The following is a 13,570-nucleotide window of genomic DNA, read 5'->3' on the forward strand; positions in this document are numbered from 1 at the left end:
GCGTACTGCCGCCTGCCCGTCGAGGGGGAACCATGAGTGCTCACGGCGACGTCGACCTCGGCCACACCGTGGCCGGCTGGACCGGAACCGCCCTGGCCCTGCTGGGCTGCACCGGAGCGGGTGCCGCCCTGTGCGCGGCCTGGACTCCGGGCGTCTGGCTGGGACTCGGCCTGGTCGTGGTGGCGGGGCTCGTCACCTGGCTGCTCCACCTCGCCGGCTGGGGCAAGCCCAGCGGCCCGCGCCCGCGCGGTGACTGGGACTGGCGCGTCCGGGACACCGCCGCCCGGACGGGGCACGCCGACTGCCTGGGCTGCCGCGCGGGCGGCCCGCGCCGCGCTGCGGCGTCCGCGGGCCGCCCGGCCGTCGGCGGCCGGTCCGCGGCCCCGCTGCCCGCCGGGGACGGCGGAGCCTGACCCGCCCCGGTTGGCCGCGTCCGGCGTGTGGCGTGCGGGACGGGTGGGCAGTATCGAGACGGCCGCGCGTATGCGGCCCCCGCGGAACGTTGAGAAGGATCAGTACCGATGGCAACTGGCACCGTGAAGTGGTTCAACTCGGAGAAGGGGTTCGGCTTCATCCAGCAGGACGACGGCGGCCCCGACGTGTTCGTGCACTTCTCCGCCATCCAGGGGACCGGCTTCAAGTCCCTGGAGGAGAACGCCCGGGTCGCGTACGACGTCACCCAGGGCCCCAAGGGACCCCAGGCGGAAAACGTGGTCCCCGAGTAGCGCCGGCCGCACCGCGGTTCCCGTCGCCCGGAGCCCCCGCCGGTCACCCGGCGGGGGCTCCCGCGCGACGCGGCGACCCGCTCAGTCCGCCGGACCCTCCCCGGCCTCCCGCACGGTGATCGCCGAGACCGGGCAGGCGCGCGCGGCCTCCCGCACCAGCGGGCTCCCGTGGCCGTCCTCACGGCCGGCGAGCACCTCGCTGAAGCCGTCGTCGTCCTGGGTGAACACCTGCGGCGCGGTCAGCACGCACTGGCCGGCGCCGATGCAGACGTCCTGGTCCACGGAGATCCGCACGCCGCTCACCACGTCACGGGCAGTTCGATCATGCCCTGGATGGTGTCGCCGGGCTTGAACGGGATCCGGTCCGGGTCGGCCGCCAGGCGCAGGCCCGGCAGCCGCTCGAACAGGGTCCCGAGGGCGATCTCCATCTCGGCGCGGGCCAGGTTCTGGCCCAGGCACTGGTGGATGCCGAAACCGAAGGCCAGGTGGTGGCGGGTCGGCCGGTGCCAGTCGAGCGCGTCGGGGTCGGTGAAGACCGCGTCGTCACGGTTGATGACCGAGGTGGAGAAGACCACCCCGTCGTCCGGCCGGATGGTCACCCCCGCGACCTCGATCTCCCGCGTGGCCACCCGAAGCATCCCGTCCGCGATGGACAGGTACCGCATCAGCTCCTCCACCGCCTCCGGCATCAGGGAGGGGTCGGACCGCAGCTCGGCCAGCTGCTCCGGGTGCCGCAGCAGGGTGAAGGTGCCCAGCGAGATCATGTTCGCCGTGGTCTCGTGCCCCGCGATCAGCAGGATGCCGGCCAGCGACACGAGTTCCTCGACGTCGGTCTCGCCCGCCGCCAGCCGGGTGGAGACCAGCTCGTCCAGCAGCCCGTCACCCGGATCGGTGCGCTTGCGCCGGATCAGGGCCTCCAGATAGGCGTTCAGCCGGTCCCGGGCGTCCTCCACGTCGGAGGTGGAGGGGCCGCGCAGCAGCCGCCGCGACTGCTCCTCGAAGAAGTCGTGGTCCTCGTACGGGACCCCGAGCAGGGCGCAGATCACCATGGACGGCACCGGCAGCGCGAAGTCGCCCACCAGCTCGGCCCCCGGTCCCCGGGTCTCCATCGCGTCGATCAGCCGGTCCACGGTCTCCTGGATCCGGGGGCGCAGGGCGGCCGTCCGCTTGACCGAGAAGCTCGGGATCAGCATCCGCCGCTGCACGTTGTGCTCGGGGTCGTCCACCCCGAGCAGGGCCGTCCGCCGGTTCTGAAGCCCCTTGAACCGGGCGGTGGGGGCGGGGAAGGCCTCGTTGGTGCGGTCGGTCGACAGCCGCCCGTCGGAGAGCAGGGCCCGCGCCTCGGCGTGGCCGGTGACCACCCATACGGAGCGGCCGTCGAAGAGGGTGACCCGGGAGAGCGGCCGCCCCTCCCGGAGTGGCCGGTAGGCGGCCGGCGGGTGGTAGGGGCAGGTTCGGTCCTGGGGGAAGGCAACGGCATCGGACATGGAAAGCAACACCTCGCAAGCGATGGTTCCGTCTCGCCGGACTCCATTACATGCCTAAGGCACCTATCCCACCTATGCCACTTTCGGCCAGCCTGCCCGAGTTCACCCGCCGGGCCGCCCGGGACCGGTCCGCGGTGCGCGGACGCTACAGGTGCGCGTCCAGGAAGGCGCGCAGCTCCGCCCGCCCCATCGGCCCCGCGTGCGTCGCCACCGCCTCACCGGACCGCAGCAGCACCACGGTCGGCGCGCCCGCCACCCCGTAGCGCCGCACCGGTCCGGGGCAGCGGGTGATGTCGGCGCGCACGGCGGTGAACCGCGCGCCGTACTCCGCGTCCCGGGCCAGCTCGGCGACCAGGGAGTCCATCTCCCGGCAGGCCTCGACGGCCTTGGGCCAGGTGCCGGTGAAATAGGCCAGGACCGGCCCCGGCGCCATCCCGGTGACGAAGTCGAATTCCTGGTCCTCCAGAGGCCGGTGTACCCGACTGGCCATGCGTGGTGCTCCTCGGTTCGCGTGCGACGTGGCCGCCAGCCTATGGGGTGCCCCCGGATCACGCGGGGCCCGTTGTCAGTGGCGGCTGTGAAGCTGGGCGCATGGACGACAGGATGCCGCGCCGCCGTGTCTACGGAGCCGACCACGAAGACCCCGACCCGGGCCCCCGCCCCGGCCGAGACTACGGCGAGCTCGTGGGCGGCCCCCTCGACGGCCTCCTCCTCGACGTCACCGGCTGGAGCACCGGCCGGCTGGCCGAAGAGGCACGCCTGCCGACCGAGATAGGCCGCTACGGGGCGGGAGGCCGCGCCCACTACCGCCGGCGGGCCTCGGACCCCGGCCGCTGGGACTGGGCGGGCGACAGCAGGTAGCGGCGAGCCCCCGGACCGCCGACGTGTGACCGGGGGCTCTGCCCCCTCTTCGGCCGCCGGGGCCCGGCCGGATGCGGCGAGGACGCGCCCGGTGGCCGGTTCCGTCGAATCTCCGAAGAATTTTCCGGAGAGCTGTCGATCCGGGCGTCTCCCGTTCGACGCAGAGGTGAGAGGCGGGGGAAGGGCCCCTGACCTCACGACCGAGGAGTCACCATGCCGCGCTTCCTGACGCTGATCCGCATCGACGAGCAGAGCCTCACCCCCGAAACCCCCTTCCCGGCCGACTTCGAGGAGCGCATGGGCGCCCTGATGGAGGAGATCACCAAGGCCGGCGTGATGCTCGACACCGCCGGACTGCTCCCCACCTCCGAAGGCACCCGCGTCACCTGGTCGGGCGGGAGGACCAGCTTCACCGACGGCCCCTTCACCGAGACCAAGGAAGTCGTCGGCGGATACGCCTTCCTCCAGTGCAAGGACAAGGCCGAGGCCCTGGAATGGACCAAGCGCTTCCTGGAGACCCACCCGGCGGAATGGACCGTCGGCGCCGAGGTCCGCGAAGTCCAGGAGATGTGACCCGGCCGCGGCCCGCCCCACGCGCCGCGTTTGCCCCGCCCCGGCACGGCTGCTCTGATGGGTGGCCGTGACGGCAGTGAGCGCGGCCCGGGCGGTCGAAGCGGTGTTCAGGATCGAGTCCGCGCGGATCATCGCCGGCGTCACCCGTATCGTGCGGGACGTCGGGATCGCCGAGGAGATCGCACAGGACGCCCTGGTCGCCGCCCTGGAACAGTGGCCGCGGGACGGAGTCCCCGAACGGCCCGGTGCCTGGCTCATGACCACCGCCAGGCACCGGGCCGTCGACCTCGTCCGTCGCGAGGAGACCTACGCGCGCAAGCTCGCCGAGGTCGGCCGCACCCTGGAGGACGTCCCCCCGCCGCCCGAACCCGCGGAACCGGACGACATCGACGACGACCTGCTCCGCCTGGTCTTCACCGCCTGCCACCCGGTGCTCCGGACCGACGCCCGCATCGCGCTCACCCTGCGCCTGGTGGCCGGCCTCACCACCCAGGAGATCGCCCGCGCCTTCCTCACCTCCGAGCCCACCGTCGCCCAGCGCGTCGTCCGGGCCAAGCGGACCCTCGCCAAGGCCCGGGTGCCCTTCGAGGTCCCCTGCGGAGCCGACCGCGAACAGCGCCTGGCCTCCGTGCTGGAGGTCATCTACCTCGTCTTCAACGAGGGCTACTCGGCCACCTCCGGCGACGACCTGCTGCGCCCCGCCCTCTGCGAGGACGGCCTGCGCCTGGCCCGCGTACTGGCCGCGCTGATGCCGGACGAACCCGAGGTCCACGGACTCGCCGCACTGCTGGAGTTCCAGGCCTCCCGCACGGCCGCCCGCACCGGCCCCGACGGCGAGCCCGTCCTGCTCGCCGACCAGAACCGGGCCAGGTGGAACCGGCTGCTCATCCGGCGCGGGGTGGCCTCCCTGCACCGCGCGGGCAGCGGCCCCTACGCCCTCCAGGCCGCCATCGCCGGATGCCACGCGGCGGCCCTCCGCTACGAGGACACCGACTGGCGGACCATCGCCGCCCTCTACGGGAGGCTCGCCGAGCAGCTCCCCTCCCCGGTGGTCGAGCTGAACCGGGCGGTCGCCGTCTCCATGGCCGAAGGCCCCGGCGCGGCGCTGCCGCTCGTCGACGCCCTCGCCCGGGAGCCCGCCCTGCGCACCTACCACCTGCTGCCGAGCGTACGCGGGGACCTGCTGGAGCGGCTCGGACGCGGCCCCGAGGCCCGCGCCGAGTTCGAGAGGGCGGCCGCCCTCACCCGCAACGCCCGCGAACGGAACCTGCTGCTGGACCGCGCCGCCGCCCTCCGGGGACTCAGCCCCTGACGCCCGCCGCCCGCTGCCCGGGCCGGCGCGGCGCCGTGAGCGCCACGGGCCTGCGGAAGCCGCCGGTGCGCGCGACGCTCTGCACGGTGAGCCGCAGCGCCTCCTGGAAGTCGCCCATCGTGCGGCGCGCCGCCGGGGTGTCCACGTACAGGGAGTTCATGTGCAGCCCGTCCGAGTCCCGCTGGAACCACGAACAGGTCCCGTTGGCCCGCGCCGACCACACGTGCGTGGCGGGCCGCCACTCGTCGTGCCGGTCGGCGCCCAGGCAGCGGCGCATGTCGATGTACGAGAAGAAGTTCACCGGGTACGGCCACGAGCGGCCGGCGAACTCCTCGGGCGCCAGCAGCTGCCAGGCCCGCACGAACGGCACGTCGAGATGGCGCATCATCTCGCCGAACCCCGCCCGGACCTCGCCCATGACCTGGGCGAAGTCCTTGCCGGGCGAAGCGTCGAACTCGATCGGCAGGGTGTTGACGAACCAGCCCACCGAGTTGTTCCAGTCCTCGCGCCCGCGTTCGCTGACGGGCATGAACCCCCGGTACACCCCGGGCCCGCCCGCCTCGCGCAGACACACGCCCACCGAACCCAGCAGCCCCATGAAGGGCTTCCCGCCGGCCTGGCCGCACACCTTCTCGAAGACCTCCGTCTCGGCGGCGTCCAGCAGCGTGGACGCCTCGTTGACGATCGGGTACATCCGGTCCGGCTCCACGCCCAGGTCCAGCGGGAAGCGGGGGAAGAACTCCCCGCCCCGGGCCGCGAACGACTTCCAGTAGCCGAGGCGCTCGTCGTCCGCCCCGATCGACAGGTAGCGGCGGCGCTGAGCGTCGGCGAAGTCCAGATAGCTGGGCGCGGGAGGCAGTACGGCCCGCTCCCCGCGCCGCAGAGCCTCGTAGCAGGTCAGCACGTCGTGGACGACGACCGGCATCGACATGCCGTCGCAGACGATGTGGTCGAAGGCGAGGTACACGGTCGCGGAGTCCGGGCGCAGTACCGCGCCCATCGTGAACAGCGGCCACGACAGGGTGTCGATGCTGCGGGTGAACCGCTCCGCGAGGAACGCGCGCTGCCGCTCCACGTCGTCGAACTCGGCGACGTGGCAGGCCTCCAGGGAGAGCACCTCGGGCGCGATGGGCTCGCAGGACAGCTCACCGGCCAGCCGCCGGAACTCGCAGCGCAGCACCTCGTGCCGGCGTACGAACTCCAGCAGGGCCCCGGCCAGGGCCGGTTCGTCGAGGGGTCCCTCGATCTCGAAGGTGACGGCCACCCAGGACGCCATGGGGTCGTCGTCCGCGCGGCTCTCCTCGGCGACGGTGAAGTGCTTGTCCTGGTTGAAGGACGCCTTCTTGCCCTCCTCGTCACCCCGGTCCGGTCCCGCCGGCCCGGTGGCGGCCCGCAACCGCCACTCGACCAGGCGCCCCGGCTCCATGTGGTGCATCTGCAGAGGAAACTGCCGCATTACGTCATCCCTTCGCCCCCCGGTTCAGCCCCGAGCCCCTAACGACACCCGGGGCGCGGAAGTGACGCCCGAACCCCCGGCGCCGGTCGGGACGGTGAACGCGACGAGATCTAGGACGCGTCCTCCGGCCCGGTGCCGGCCGGGTCTTCGGCGTCGTCGCGCCGGACCTCGATGCGGTCGGCGGCCAGGTCGACCGCGACGCGGTGCTCCATGCCCAGCGCCTCCAGGAACTTGTGCGGCAGCTGCACCCGGCCGGTGCGGTCCAGCATCACGTACTCGCGCTCGCTGACCGACTCCGTGCCGTGTTCGTCGGTGACCGTGCGGCGCAGCACCTCGCTGCTGGTGCGGCCGTCGCGGATCGCCACCGTACGGCGGACCTCGCCCGCCACCATCGGGTCGTGGGTCACGATGACCACGGTGGCGCCCAGCTCCCGGTTCACGGTGCGGAAGGCCTCGAAGACGGCCGCGCCGGTCTCGGAGTCCAGCTCGCCGGTCGGCTCGTCGGCGAGCAGCACCGCCGGGTCGTTGGCCATGGCCACGGCGATGGCCACCCGCTGCTGCTGGCCGCCGGACAGCTCGGCGGGACGGCGGCCGCCGAGGTCGCCGATCTCCAGGGCCTCCAGCAGTTCCGCGGCCCGGGCCGCCTGCCGTGCCCGCGCGCCGCGCCCGCCGCCCTTCAACTGCATGGGAAGGGCGATGTTCTGAGCTGCCGTCAGGAAAGGCAGCAGGTTGCGCGCGGTCTGCTGCCAGACGAACCCCACGGTCTCGCGCCGGTAGCGCAGCCGGTCCCGCGCGGACATCTCCAGCAGGTCGTAGCCGCCGACGGTGGCGGTGCCGGCCGTGGGCACGTCCAGCCCCGCGAGGATGTTCAGCAGGGTGGACTTGCCGCTGCCGGAGGCCCCGACCAGCGCCACCAGGTCGCCCTGGGCCACCGTCAGCTCCAGCCCCTGCAGGGCCTGTACCTCGACGCCGTCGCTGCTGAAGATGCGTACCAGGCGGTCGCAGGCGATGGCCGTCCCGGCGGCGTGCCGGCGCGGTTCGGCGGCAGCCAGGGCCTGGCGCCGCAGTTCCTCGTACGTGGGCGCTTCGGTGTTCAACGTCGGTCTCCCGCTCTCAACTCGGTGGTGATCTGACGCCGGCCGTTCACCGCCGCCTCCGCGAGCACGGCCGCGGCCACCAGCCCCGCCAGGCCCAGCGCCTGCACGAACACCGGCCGCAGGCCGAGCCCCAGCCCGGTCGGCACGGTGGCGCCGACCAGCGTCGACAGGTCGACCGACGGGCCCAGCAGGGCGATCGCCGCGACCGCCGTCAGGGCCCCGCCCAGCGGAGCCGCCACCACCTGCGGCAGCGACTCCGTCAGTACGAGCACCACGCCCTGCCGGGGCCGCAGCCCCATGGTCCGCAGCCTGGCCAGCAGCGCGGCCCGCTCCGGGGCGGCCCGGACCAGGGTCAGCAGCACGGCCAGCAGCGCGAAGCCGGCCGCCGCGGCCAGCGAGGTCCAGAACAGCTGCCCCGCCGCGTGCTGGAGGGGGTCGCCGGCGAGCTTCGCGGAGACCCGCGCGCTGGTGTGCACGAAGGTCCGCTCGGCGACGGGAGCCGGGGCGTGGGCGCGGACCAGCTCGCGCAGCCGGTCCTCGTCGACCGCGCCCAGGGCGAACCAGTGGTTGGGGTGCGCCGCCTGGGGCACCCGGCCCGTGACGGCCCAGGCCGGCACCACCACGACCGCCGCCTCCACGGACGGTTCCGCCGGGGTCCCCTCGACCAGGCCGACCGGCCGGGCCCGCAGCTCGACACCGCCCACGACACGGATCCTGAACTCGCCCCCGGAGTCCTTCCCGACGAGGTTCTTGCTGATCAGCACCGGGACGGCGGCGTCGGCACCGTCGCCCCGGGCGAGCCGGGCGGGGTCGAACCGCCCCCGGCCGGCGGCATCGGACAGCGAGGCGTAGGCCGCCGGGTCGGCGGCCACCGCCCTGACACGGGTGCCGGTCGGGTCGTCCGCCGTCAGGAGGGCGTCCCGGTCGGTCCACACCCCCAGGGAGCTCCGTACGCCGGGCAGCGTGCCCGCCGCCCGCAGGAACTCCGGCGACAGCGTCTCCCCGAGCGGGGTCGACACATGGGCGTCGCCCCCGACATCGCCCCGCGCGGCCTGCAGGCGGGCCCCGTCCACGGAGGCCAGTACGGCCGACCCGAACCCGCCCGTGGTCACCGCCAGGAGCAGCGCGATCAGGGGCAGTACGGAGGGACGCGCGCCCCCCGCGTTCCCCCGGGCGGCGCGCGCGAGCCCGAGGAAGCCGGTCAGGCCGCGCCCGCGTCCCGCCGCCCGGGCCGCCAGCCGCGCCAGCGGGGGCTGGACCCGTGCCAGCAGCAGCCCCCCGGACAGCGCGAGCAGCAGCGGGGCCGCGACGAGCAGCGGGTCCAGCCCCGCCCCGGCCGGGGCGACACCGCGCCGGCGCACCTCGACCACGGCGGCGACGGTGGCGGCGAGGAGCAGCAGCTCCGCCACCAGCCGGCGCCGGGGCGCGGCCGCGCGCCGGGCGGACAGCAGTACGAAGGCCCGTACCGGGAAGGCCAGCAGGGACGCGAGGGCGACGGCCCCCGCCGCGAGCAGGCCGGGCGCCGGCCGGGGGGCCGGCAGCAGCAGGATTCCCAGGGCCGTGGCGAGCACGGCGGCGGGCAGCACGGTGACGGCGCCCTCGCCCAGCAGCCGCCGCAGGATGCCGGCGCGGGAGCCGCCCCGGGCGAGCAGCAGGGCCAGTTCGGCTTCCCGCCGGTCACCGGTGAGCCCGGCGGCCAGACAGAACACCACGAGGGCGACGCCCCCGACCCCGGCCGGCCCGATCGCGGCGAGCGGCGCGGCGGCCTGCCGGCGGGCCTCGGCGGCGGCGAACAGCTTCGGCAGCTCGGAGGTGATCAGGAGGTCGGTGTGGCCGGTGTCGGCGACCAGTCGGTTGGCCGTGGGACCGGCCACGTACGAGGCGATCTGCTCCGTGACCTCGGGCAGCCGGTCGGTGCGCAGGGCGCCGACGTCGACCGGGAGCCGCCAGAAGTCCGTGGCCCGGGTGCCCCAGCCGGCCAGCCGGTCGATCCCCTCGGGGCCGACCAGGGCGGCCGCGTCCCACCAGGACTTCTCGTGCTTCTTGTCCCACTTGAGACAGGCCTGCATGAGGCAGGCGGAGGCGGAGTCGCTCCAGTAGGCCTCGCCGGGGTCGGACGGGGCGAACAGGCCGACGACCTCGATGCCCATCGGCGAGGCGATGCCCGAGGAGCCCTCCAGGACCGAGCCCACTTTGGCACCGATGCTGTCGGCGGTGCTCTTGGCCAGGACCACCGGGACGGTTCCCTCGCCGCCGCCGGACGGCCAGCGCCCCTCGACCAGCCGGCTGTGAGAGGCGATCTGGGGCAGGTGCAGCAGGCTCAGGTTCGGCGCGATGTCCGACGGGCGGACGAGCCCGGGGCCCGTCAGGGAGCGCGGATCCTTCGCCCGCACCCCGTACACGGGCCCGGAGTCCGCCAGGCGGTAGCCGGGTCCGACGCCGGCGCTCAGGGCGGAAAGGGTCCGGTCCAGGTGGGCCGGGAGGTCCCCGCCCACCCGGCTCTTGTCGGTCTGGGCGGTGGCGACCAGGCTGGTCGGGCCCGGTCCCTGCTCGGCCAGGTAGGCGTGCAGGGCCCGGTCGGAGCCCCGGTCGAGGGCGCGCGGCAGCGCGGTGGCCAGCAGGACGGAGACGAAGACCAGCACGGCCGACAGGAGCGTGGCCAGGGGAGCGGCGCGCAGCCGCGTCCGCACCCAGCCGGCCCCGCCGCGGCGCTTGGGCGCGGTGGTACGGGGGGCGGTGGTCGGGCCGGTCATATCTCCTCCACGTGGCGCAGGCGGGCGGCGGCACCCCGGGACGTGCGGTCGCCGCGGCCGCCGAGCACCGCCGACAGCAGCGGCACCGCGGCGACGGCGGCGGCCAGCAGCAGGGTCCGCAGGACCGGCAGGTCCGCCAGGACTTCCGGCACCGGGCGCTGCGCGGCCGGGGTGAGGACCATCAGCGGCACCGTCAGGTGCACGATGGCCGCGCCCACCGCCAGGCCGACCGCGGTCCCGAGCGCGACCAGGACCACGCCCTCGGCGGCGGCGGCCCGGGCCAGGGCCCGCCGGGGCGCTCCGAGGGCCAGGAGGACGGCGGACTCCCGGGCCCGCTGGCGCGCGGCCGCCGCGGAGGAGGCGGCGAAGCCGATGGCGGCCAGCACGGCGCTGGACAGGGCGAGGGCGGCCAGCGCGATGCGGGGGCCGGCGCTCAGCGGGTCGTCCAGCAGGCCGGCGGCCACCTCCTCGCGCAGCAGCATCCGGTGGGAGCCGGCGCCCGCCCGCAGTTCGGCGGCGGCCCGCGCGGGCGCCGGGTCCGAGGCGGAGGCCGCGGGCAGCCACCACTCCTCGGCGGCGGGCAGGGCCCGCCCGTCCATGGCCGCGAGCAGCCGTCCGGTGGTGGCGAGGTCGACGGCCACCGCGCGTTCGCCGGACGCGGGCAGGGCGGCGACGGCGGTGGTGATCCGCACCGGGACGGTGGCCGAGCCGAGCAGCACCGGGATCCGGTCGCCCACCTCGGCGCCGACGGCGGTCAGATAGGCGCGGGTGGCGATGCCGGGCAGTTCGGCGGCGGGCGGGGCGGTGGTGAGGCTGAGGCCGTAACTCCCCACGGGGGCACCCGCGTACCGCAGCCGCATCAGCGCCCCGTCGCCGGGCAGCAGCCGGGCGGCCGGGGTGTTCCCGTTCAGCGCCGGGGCCACCAGGTTCCAGGCGGGCGCGGGCGCCTGGACGGGGACGGCGGGACCGCCCGCCGTGTCCGCGACCGAGACCCGGCGCAGGGCCACCTCCGCGTCCACCCCCGGCTTCGCGTCCGGCCGTTCGAACCAGGCGGTGTCTGACCCGTACGACAGGGCGAGACCCGCGATGGACAGGGGTTCGGCGGCCGCTCCGAGCGGGGCCCCGGCGAGCTTCGCGACGTCCACGGAGAACGTGTGCTCGCCGTTGTCCGGCAGGTCCTCCATCGGCACCCGGTAGGTCAGCCCGAACCGGTCGCGCAGCAGTACGCCCAGCCGGGCACCGCCGCTCGCGCCGAAGGACCGTACCGCCACGTCGACGTCGATCCGCTGCGGCCGGCCCGGCAGCACGATGCCGGCGCTGCCGGGGGCGTCGACGGCGAGCGGGGTGAACAGCTCCGCCATGGACCGCCCGTCCCGCAGGTCGGCCCGCAGCGGTACCCGCCGCGCGACGCCGGCGGCGTCCAGCGCGAGCAGCTCCCCCTCGGTCCCGCCCGGCAGCCCGTGGGCCGAGCGCACCACCGGGATCGCCCGGTCGCCGCCCGGCAGGGACGCGTACCGCCCGGCCCGGCCGGCGGCGGCGACCTCGCTGCCGGTGACGCGCAGGCCCCCGGCGGTGGTGAACTCCGCCTGGTCGCGCTGCGAGGCGGACCAGGCGGTGTGCTGGCCGAGGGCGAGGACCCCGCTCGCCACCGACAGCACCAGCAGCAGGACCGGGCCGGTGGCCCGTCCCGGGCGCCGGGCGAGCTGCCAGCCCACGAGCGCCGGGCCGAGGCCGCGGCCCCGGGCGGCGATCCGGCCCCCGAACAGTGCCGCGAACGGCAGCAGCCGCAGCACCAGGAGGGTGCCCGCGCACAGAGCCAGGGTGGGCGCGGCCACCAGCACCGGGTCCACGCCGAGTCCGTCACCGGTGCCGGCGGGGGCGCCGCTGTAGCGGTCGAGCTGGCGGTACGCGAGGACGGCCAGCGCCACCACGGCGAGGTCCAGGCCGGAACGCGCCGCCCCCGCCACCACGGCCGCACGGCGCCCGGCCCTGCGCAGCGCGGACGCCGCGGCCCCGCGGAGCACGGAGGGCAGGGAGGTCAGCAGGACGCACGCGAGCGCGCAGCCCGCCGCGGCCGGCCACAGCAGCCAGGGCCCGCCGGTCTCGACCGGGGCCTCGGCCGACGGCCCGTAGCGGCCCGCGAGGCGCAGCAGCGGCGGGGTGAGCAGCGGGGCCAGCACCGCCGAGGGCAGGGCGAGCAGCAGCGCCTCGGCCGCCGACAGCACCCCGAGCCGGCGGCGGGAGGCGCCGCGCGCGGTGAGCAGCACCCGCTCGGGCTCCTGGCGCTCCGTCAGCAGGTGGGCGACCAGCAGCAGGGCGGCTCCGGCGAGGACGGCCATCTGGAGCGCCCCGACCAGCAAGGTGGAGCGGGCCACCCGCCGGCCCGTCTCCAGCGCGGCGGTGTAGTCCCTGAGTCCGGTGGTGACCGTGAGCCCGGCGGGGCCCTTGGTGTTGGTCTCCGGTGCCAGGGGGCGGAGCCGGTCGATGTCGGCGGCGCGGGCGGTACGGAAGTCGGGGCTCAGCAGCGTGGCGCGGCTGTTCTGGACCAGGGCGCCGCCGGTGAAGGCGGAGTCGTGGACGAGCAGCGGCCCGTAGCTGGTGAAGGAGCCGACCTGTACCCCGCGTCCGCCGAGCGGATCGAGCCGCCAGTACGGGGAGTCCGGCTCGGCCGCCCGGTAGACGCCGGTGACGAGCACGCTCAGCGGCGCCCCGCCGTAGCGGTCCTCCAGCCGGACCTCGGCCGGCAGTGCCTGCGGGCTCAGCCCGAGCCGGGCCAGCGCGGCCTCGGGAGCGGCCACCGGGACGCGCGCGGGGCGGTCCGCGACGGCCTCGGGCCACTGGCCCGCGAGAAGGCGTACGCGGTCGCGGCCGAGGGCGGCGAGCAGGGTGAGGTCCGGTTCCCGGCCGGGAGTGCGGGGGCCCGGCAGCCCGTACGAGCGGCTGCGCGCCGCGCTTTCGACGCCGACGGGCACGCTCCCGAACAGGCCGTCCGCGTAGCCGCGCACGGCCGCGTCGTCGCCTGCCCGGGCGTTCAGGCCGTGCTCGCCCGTGAGGACGACGGCGGTGCTCGACCGGCCGGCGGGGCCGGTCAGGGCCTGCCGCACGCCGGCGTCGCCGACTCCCCGGGTGAAGGCGAGCAGCGCGGTCAGCGTGGTCGTGGTGATGAGCGCGGTCAGCAACACGGCGGCGGCGAGCGGCAGTCGCCCGCGCAGCCGGCGCACGACGAAGCCGATCATGTGCCTGTTCCTTCCCCCCCGGACCGGACCTGGGGCACCGGATAGCGGACGATGCTGTCAGATCCGGTCC

Annotated in this window: 12 protein-coding genes; 5 read left to right on the forward strand and 7 right to left on the reverse strand. The window is 75.6% G+C overall.

Annotation, left to right across the window (positions count from 1 at the left end; translation table 11 throughout):
• Window positions 1-32: 32 nt before the first annotated feature.
• Window positions 33-413 carry an HGxxPAAW family protein gene (locus ACZ597_RS11265; protein ID WP_471327884.1) on the forward strand — a complete coding sequence of 127 codons (381 nt, stop codon included), beginning with the start codon at window positions 33-35 and terminating at the stop codon, window positions 411-413.
• 108 nt (window positions 414-521) lie between these two features.
• Window positions 522-725 (forward strand): cold-shock protein, encoded by a 204-nt coding sequence (locus tag ACZ597_RS11270; RefSeq protein ID WP_471327885.1) that lies wholly within the window; start codon window positions 522-524, stop codon window positions 723-725.
• 81 nt (window positions 726-806) lie between these two features.
• Here ACZ597_RS11270 and ACZ597_RS11275 read toward each other — a convergent pair whose 3' ends face one another.
• The 3 genes from ACZ597_RS11275 to ACZ597_RS11285 form a co-directional block, all read right to left on the reverse strand.
• On the reverse strand, window positions 807-1,019 hold the full coding sequence (locus ACZ597_RS11275) for a ferredoxin (protein ID WP_471327887.1): 213 nt from the start codon (window positions 1,017-1,019) through the stop codon (window positions 807-809).
• A gap of 5 nt (window positions 1,020-1,024) precedes the next feature.
• A complete protein-coding gene (locus ACZ597_RS11280) occupies window positions 1,025-2,212 on the reverse strand; it encodes a cytochrome P450 (protein ID WP_471327889.1) in 1,188 nt (395 codons plus the stop codon).
• Window positions 2,213-2,357: 145 nt separating this feature from the next.
• Window positions 2,358-2,702, reverse strand: a complete 345-nt coding sequence (locus ACZ597_RS11285) for a thioredoxin family protein (protein WP_471327890.1) — start codon at window positions 2,700-2,702, stop codon at window positions 2,358-2,360.
• A 101-nt stretch (window positions 2,703-2,803) separates the two neighbouring features.
• Between ACZ597_RS11285 and ACZ597_RS11290 the strand changes: the two genes are divergently transcribed.
• From ACZ597_RS11290 to ACZ597_RS11300, 3 genes are all read left to right on the forward strand, one after another.
• Window positions 2,804-3,073, forward strand: a complete 270-nt coding sequence (locus ACZ597_RS11290; protein WP_471327891.1) for a hypothetical protein — start codon at window positions 2,804-2,806, stop codon at window positions 3,071-3,073.
• Window positions 3,074-3,286: 213 nt separating this feature from the next.
• Complete coding sequence (locus ACZ597_RS11295; protein ID WP_471327893.1) at window positions 3,287-3,646, forward strand: YciI family protein; 360 nt, start codon at window positions 3,287-3,289, stop codon at window positions 3,644-3,646.
• A gap of 76 nt (window positions 3,647-3,722) precedes the next feature.
• A complete protein-coding gene (locus tag ACZ597_RS11300) occupies window positions 3,723-4,958 on the forward strand; it encodes an RNA polymerase sigma factor (protein ID WP_471327982.1) in 1,236 nt (411 codons plus the stop codon).
• On the opposite strand, the gene ACZ597_RS11305 is transcribed toward ACZ597_RS11300, so the two are convergent.
• The 4 genes from ACZ597_RS11305 to ACZ597_RS11320 all read right to left on the reverse strand — a co-directional run bounded on the left by ACZ597_RS11305 (window position 4,948) and on the right by ACZ597_RS11320 (window position 13,500).
• Window positions 4,948-6,414: a condensation domain-containing protein gene (locus ACZ597_RS11305; protein ID WP_471327894.1), complete on the reverse strand. Its 1,467-nt coding sequence runs from the start codon at window positions 6,412-6,414 to the stop codon at window positions 4,948-4,950. The two genes, ACZ597_RS11300 and ACZ597_RS11305, sit on opposite strands and share 11 nt — an antisense overlap.
• A 110-nt stretch (window positions 6,415-6,524) precedes the next feature.
• Complete coding sequence (locus ACZ597_RS11310; RefSeq protein WP_471327895.1) at window positions 6,525-7,511, reverse strand: ABC transporter ATP-binding protein; 987 nt, start codon at window positions 7,509-7,511, stop codon at window positions 6,525-6,527.
• Complete coding sequence (locus ACZ597_RS11315) at window positions 7,508-10,264, reverse strand: thioesterase domain-containing protein (RefSeq protein WP_471327896.1); 2,757 nt, start codon at window positions 10,262-10,264, stop codon at window positions 7,508-7,510. The genes ACZ597_RS11310 and ACZ597_RS11315 overlap by 4 nt, the downstream gene beginning before the upstream one ends.
• The gene (locus ACZ597_RS11320) at window positions 10,261-13,500 is read right to left on the reverse strand and encodes an FtsX-like permease family protein (protein WP_471327897.1); all 3,240 of its coding nucleotides are present in this window, start codon (window positions 13,498-13,500) and stop codon (window positions 10,261-10,263) included. Before ACZ597_RS11320 ends, ACZ597_RS11315 begins: the two co-directional genes overlap by 4 nt.
• Between the last annotated feature and the right edge of the window lie 70 nt (window positions 13,501-13,570).

The organism is Streptomyces sp. NPDC040718 (assembly GCF_055593565.1).

Coding starts and splice junctions, on each gene's coding strand:
- ACZ597_RS11280 (WP_471327889.1), bottom strand. CDS start 2,212: ATGTCCGATGCCGTTGCCTTCCCCCAGGACCGAACCTGCCCCTACCAC.
- ACZ597_RS11270 (WP_471327885.1), top strand. CDS start 522: ATGGCAACTGGCACCGTGAAGTGGTTCAACTCGGAGAAGGGGTTCGGC.
- ACZ597_RS11295 (WP_471327893.1), top strand. CDS start 3,287: ATGCCGCGCTTCCTGACGCTGATCCGCATCGACGAGCAGAGCCTCACC.
- ACZ597_RS11285 (WP_471327890.1), bottom strand. CDS start 2,702: ATGGCCAGTCGGGTACACCGGCCTCTGGAGGACCAGGAATTCGACTTC.
- ACZ597_RS11315 (WP_471327896.1), bottom strand. CDS start 10,264: ATGACCGGCCCGACCACCGCCCCCCGTACCACCGCGCCCAAGCGCCGC.
- ACZ597_RS11320 (WP_471327897.1), bottom strand. CDS start 13,500: ATGATCGGCTTCGTCGTGCGCCGGCTGCGCGGGCGACTGCCGCTCGCC.
- ACZ597_RS11305 (WP_471327894.1), bottom strand. CDS start 6,414: ATGCGGCAGTTTCCTCTGCAGATGCACCACATGGAGCCGGGGCGCCTG.
- ACZ597_RS11265 (WP_471327884.1), top strand. CDS start 33: ATGAGTGCTCACGGCGACGTCGACCTCGGCCACACCGTGGCCGGCTGG.
- ACZ597_RS11290 (WP_471327891.1), top strand. CDS start 2,804: ATGGACGACAGGATGCCGCGCCGCCGTGTCTACGGAGCCGACCACGAA.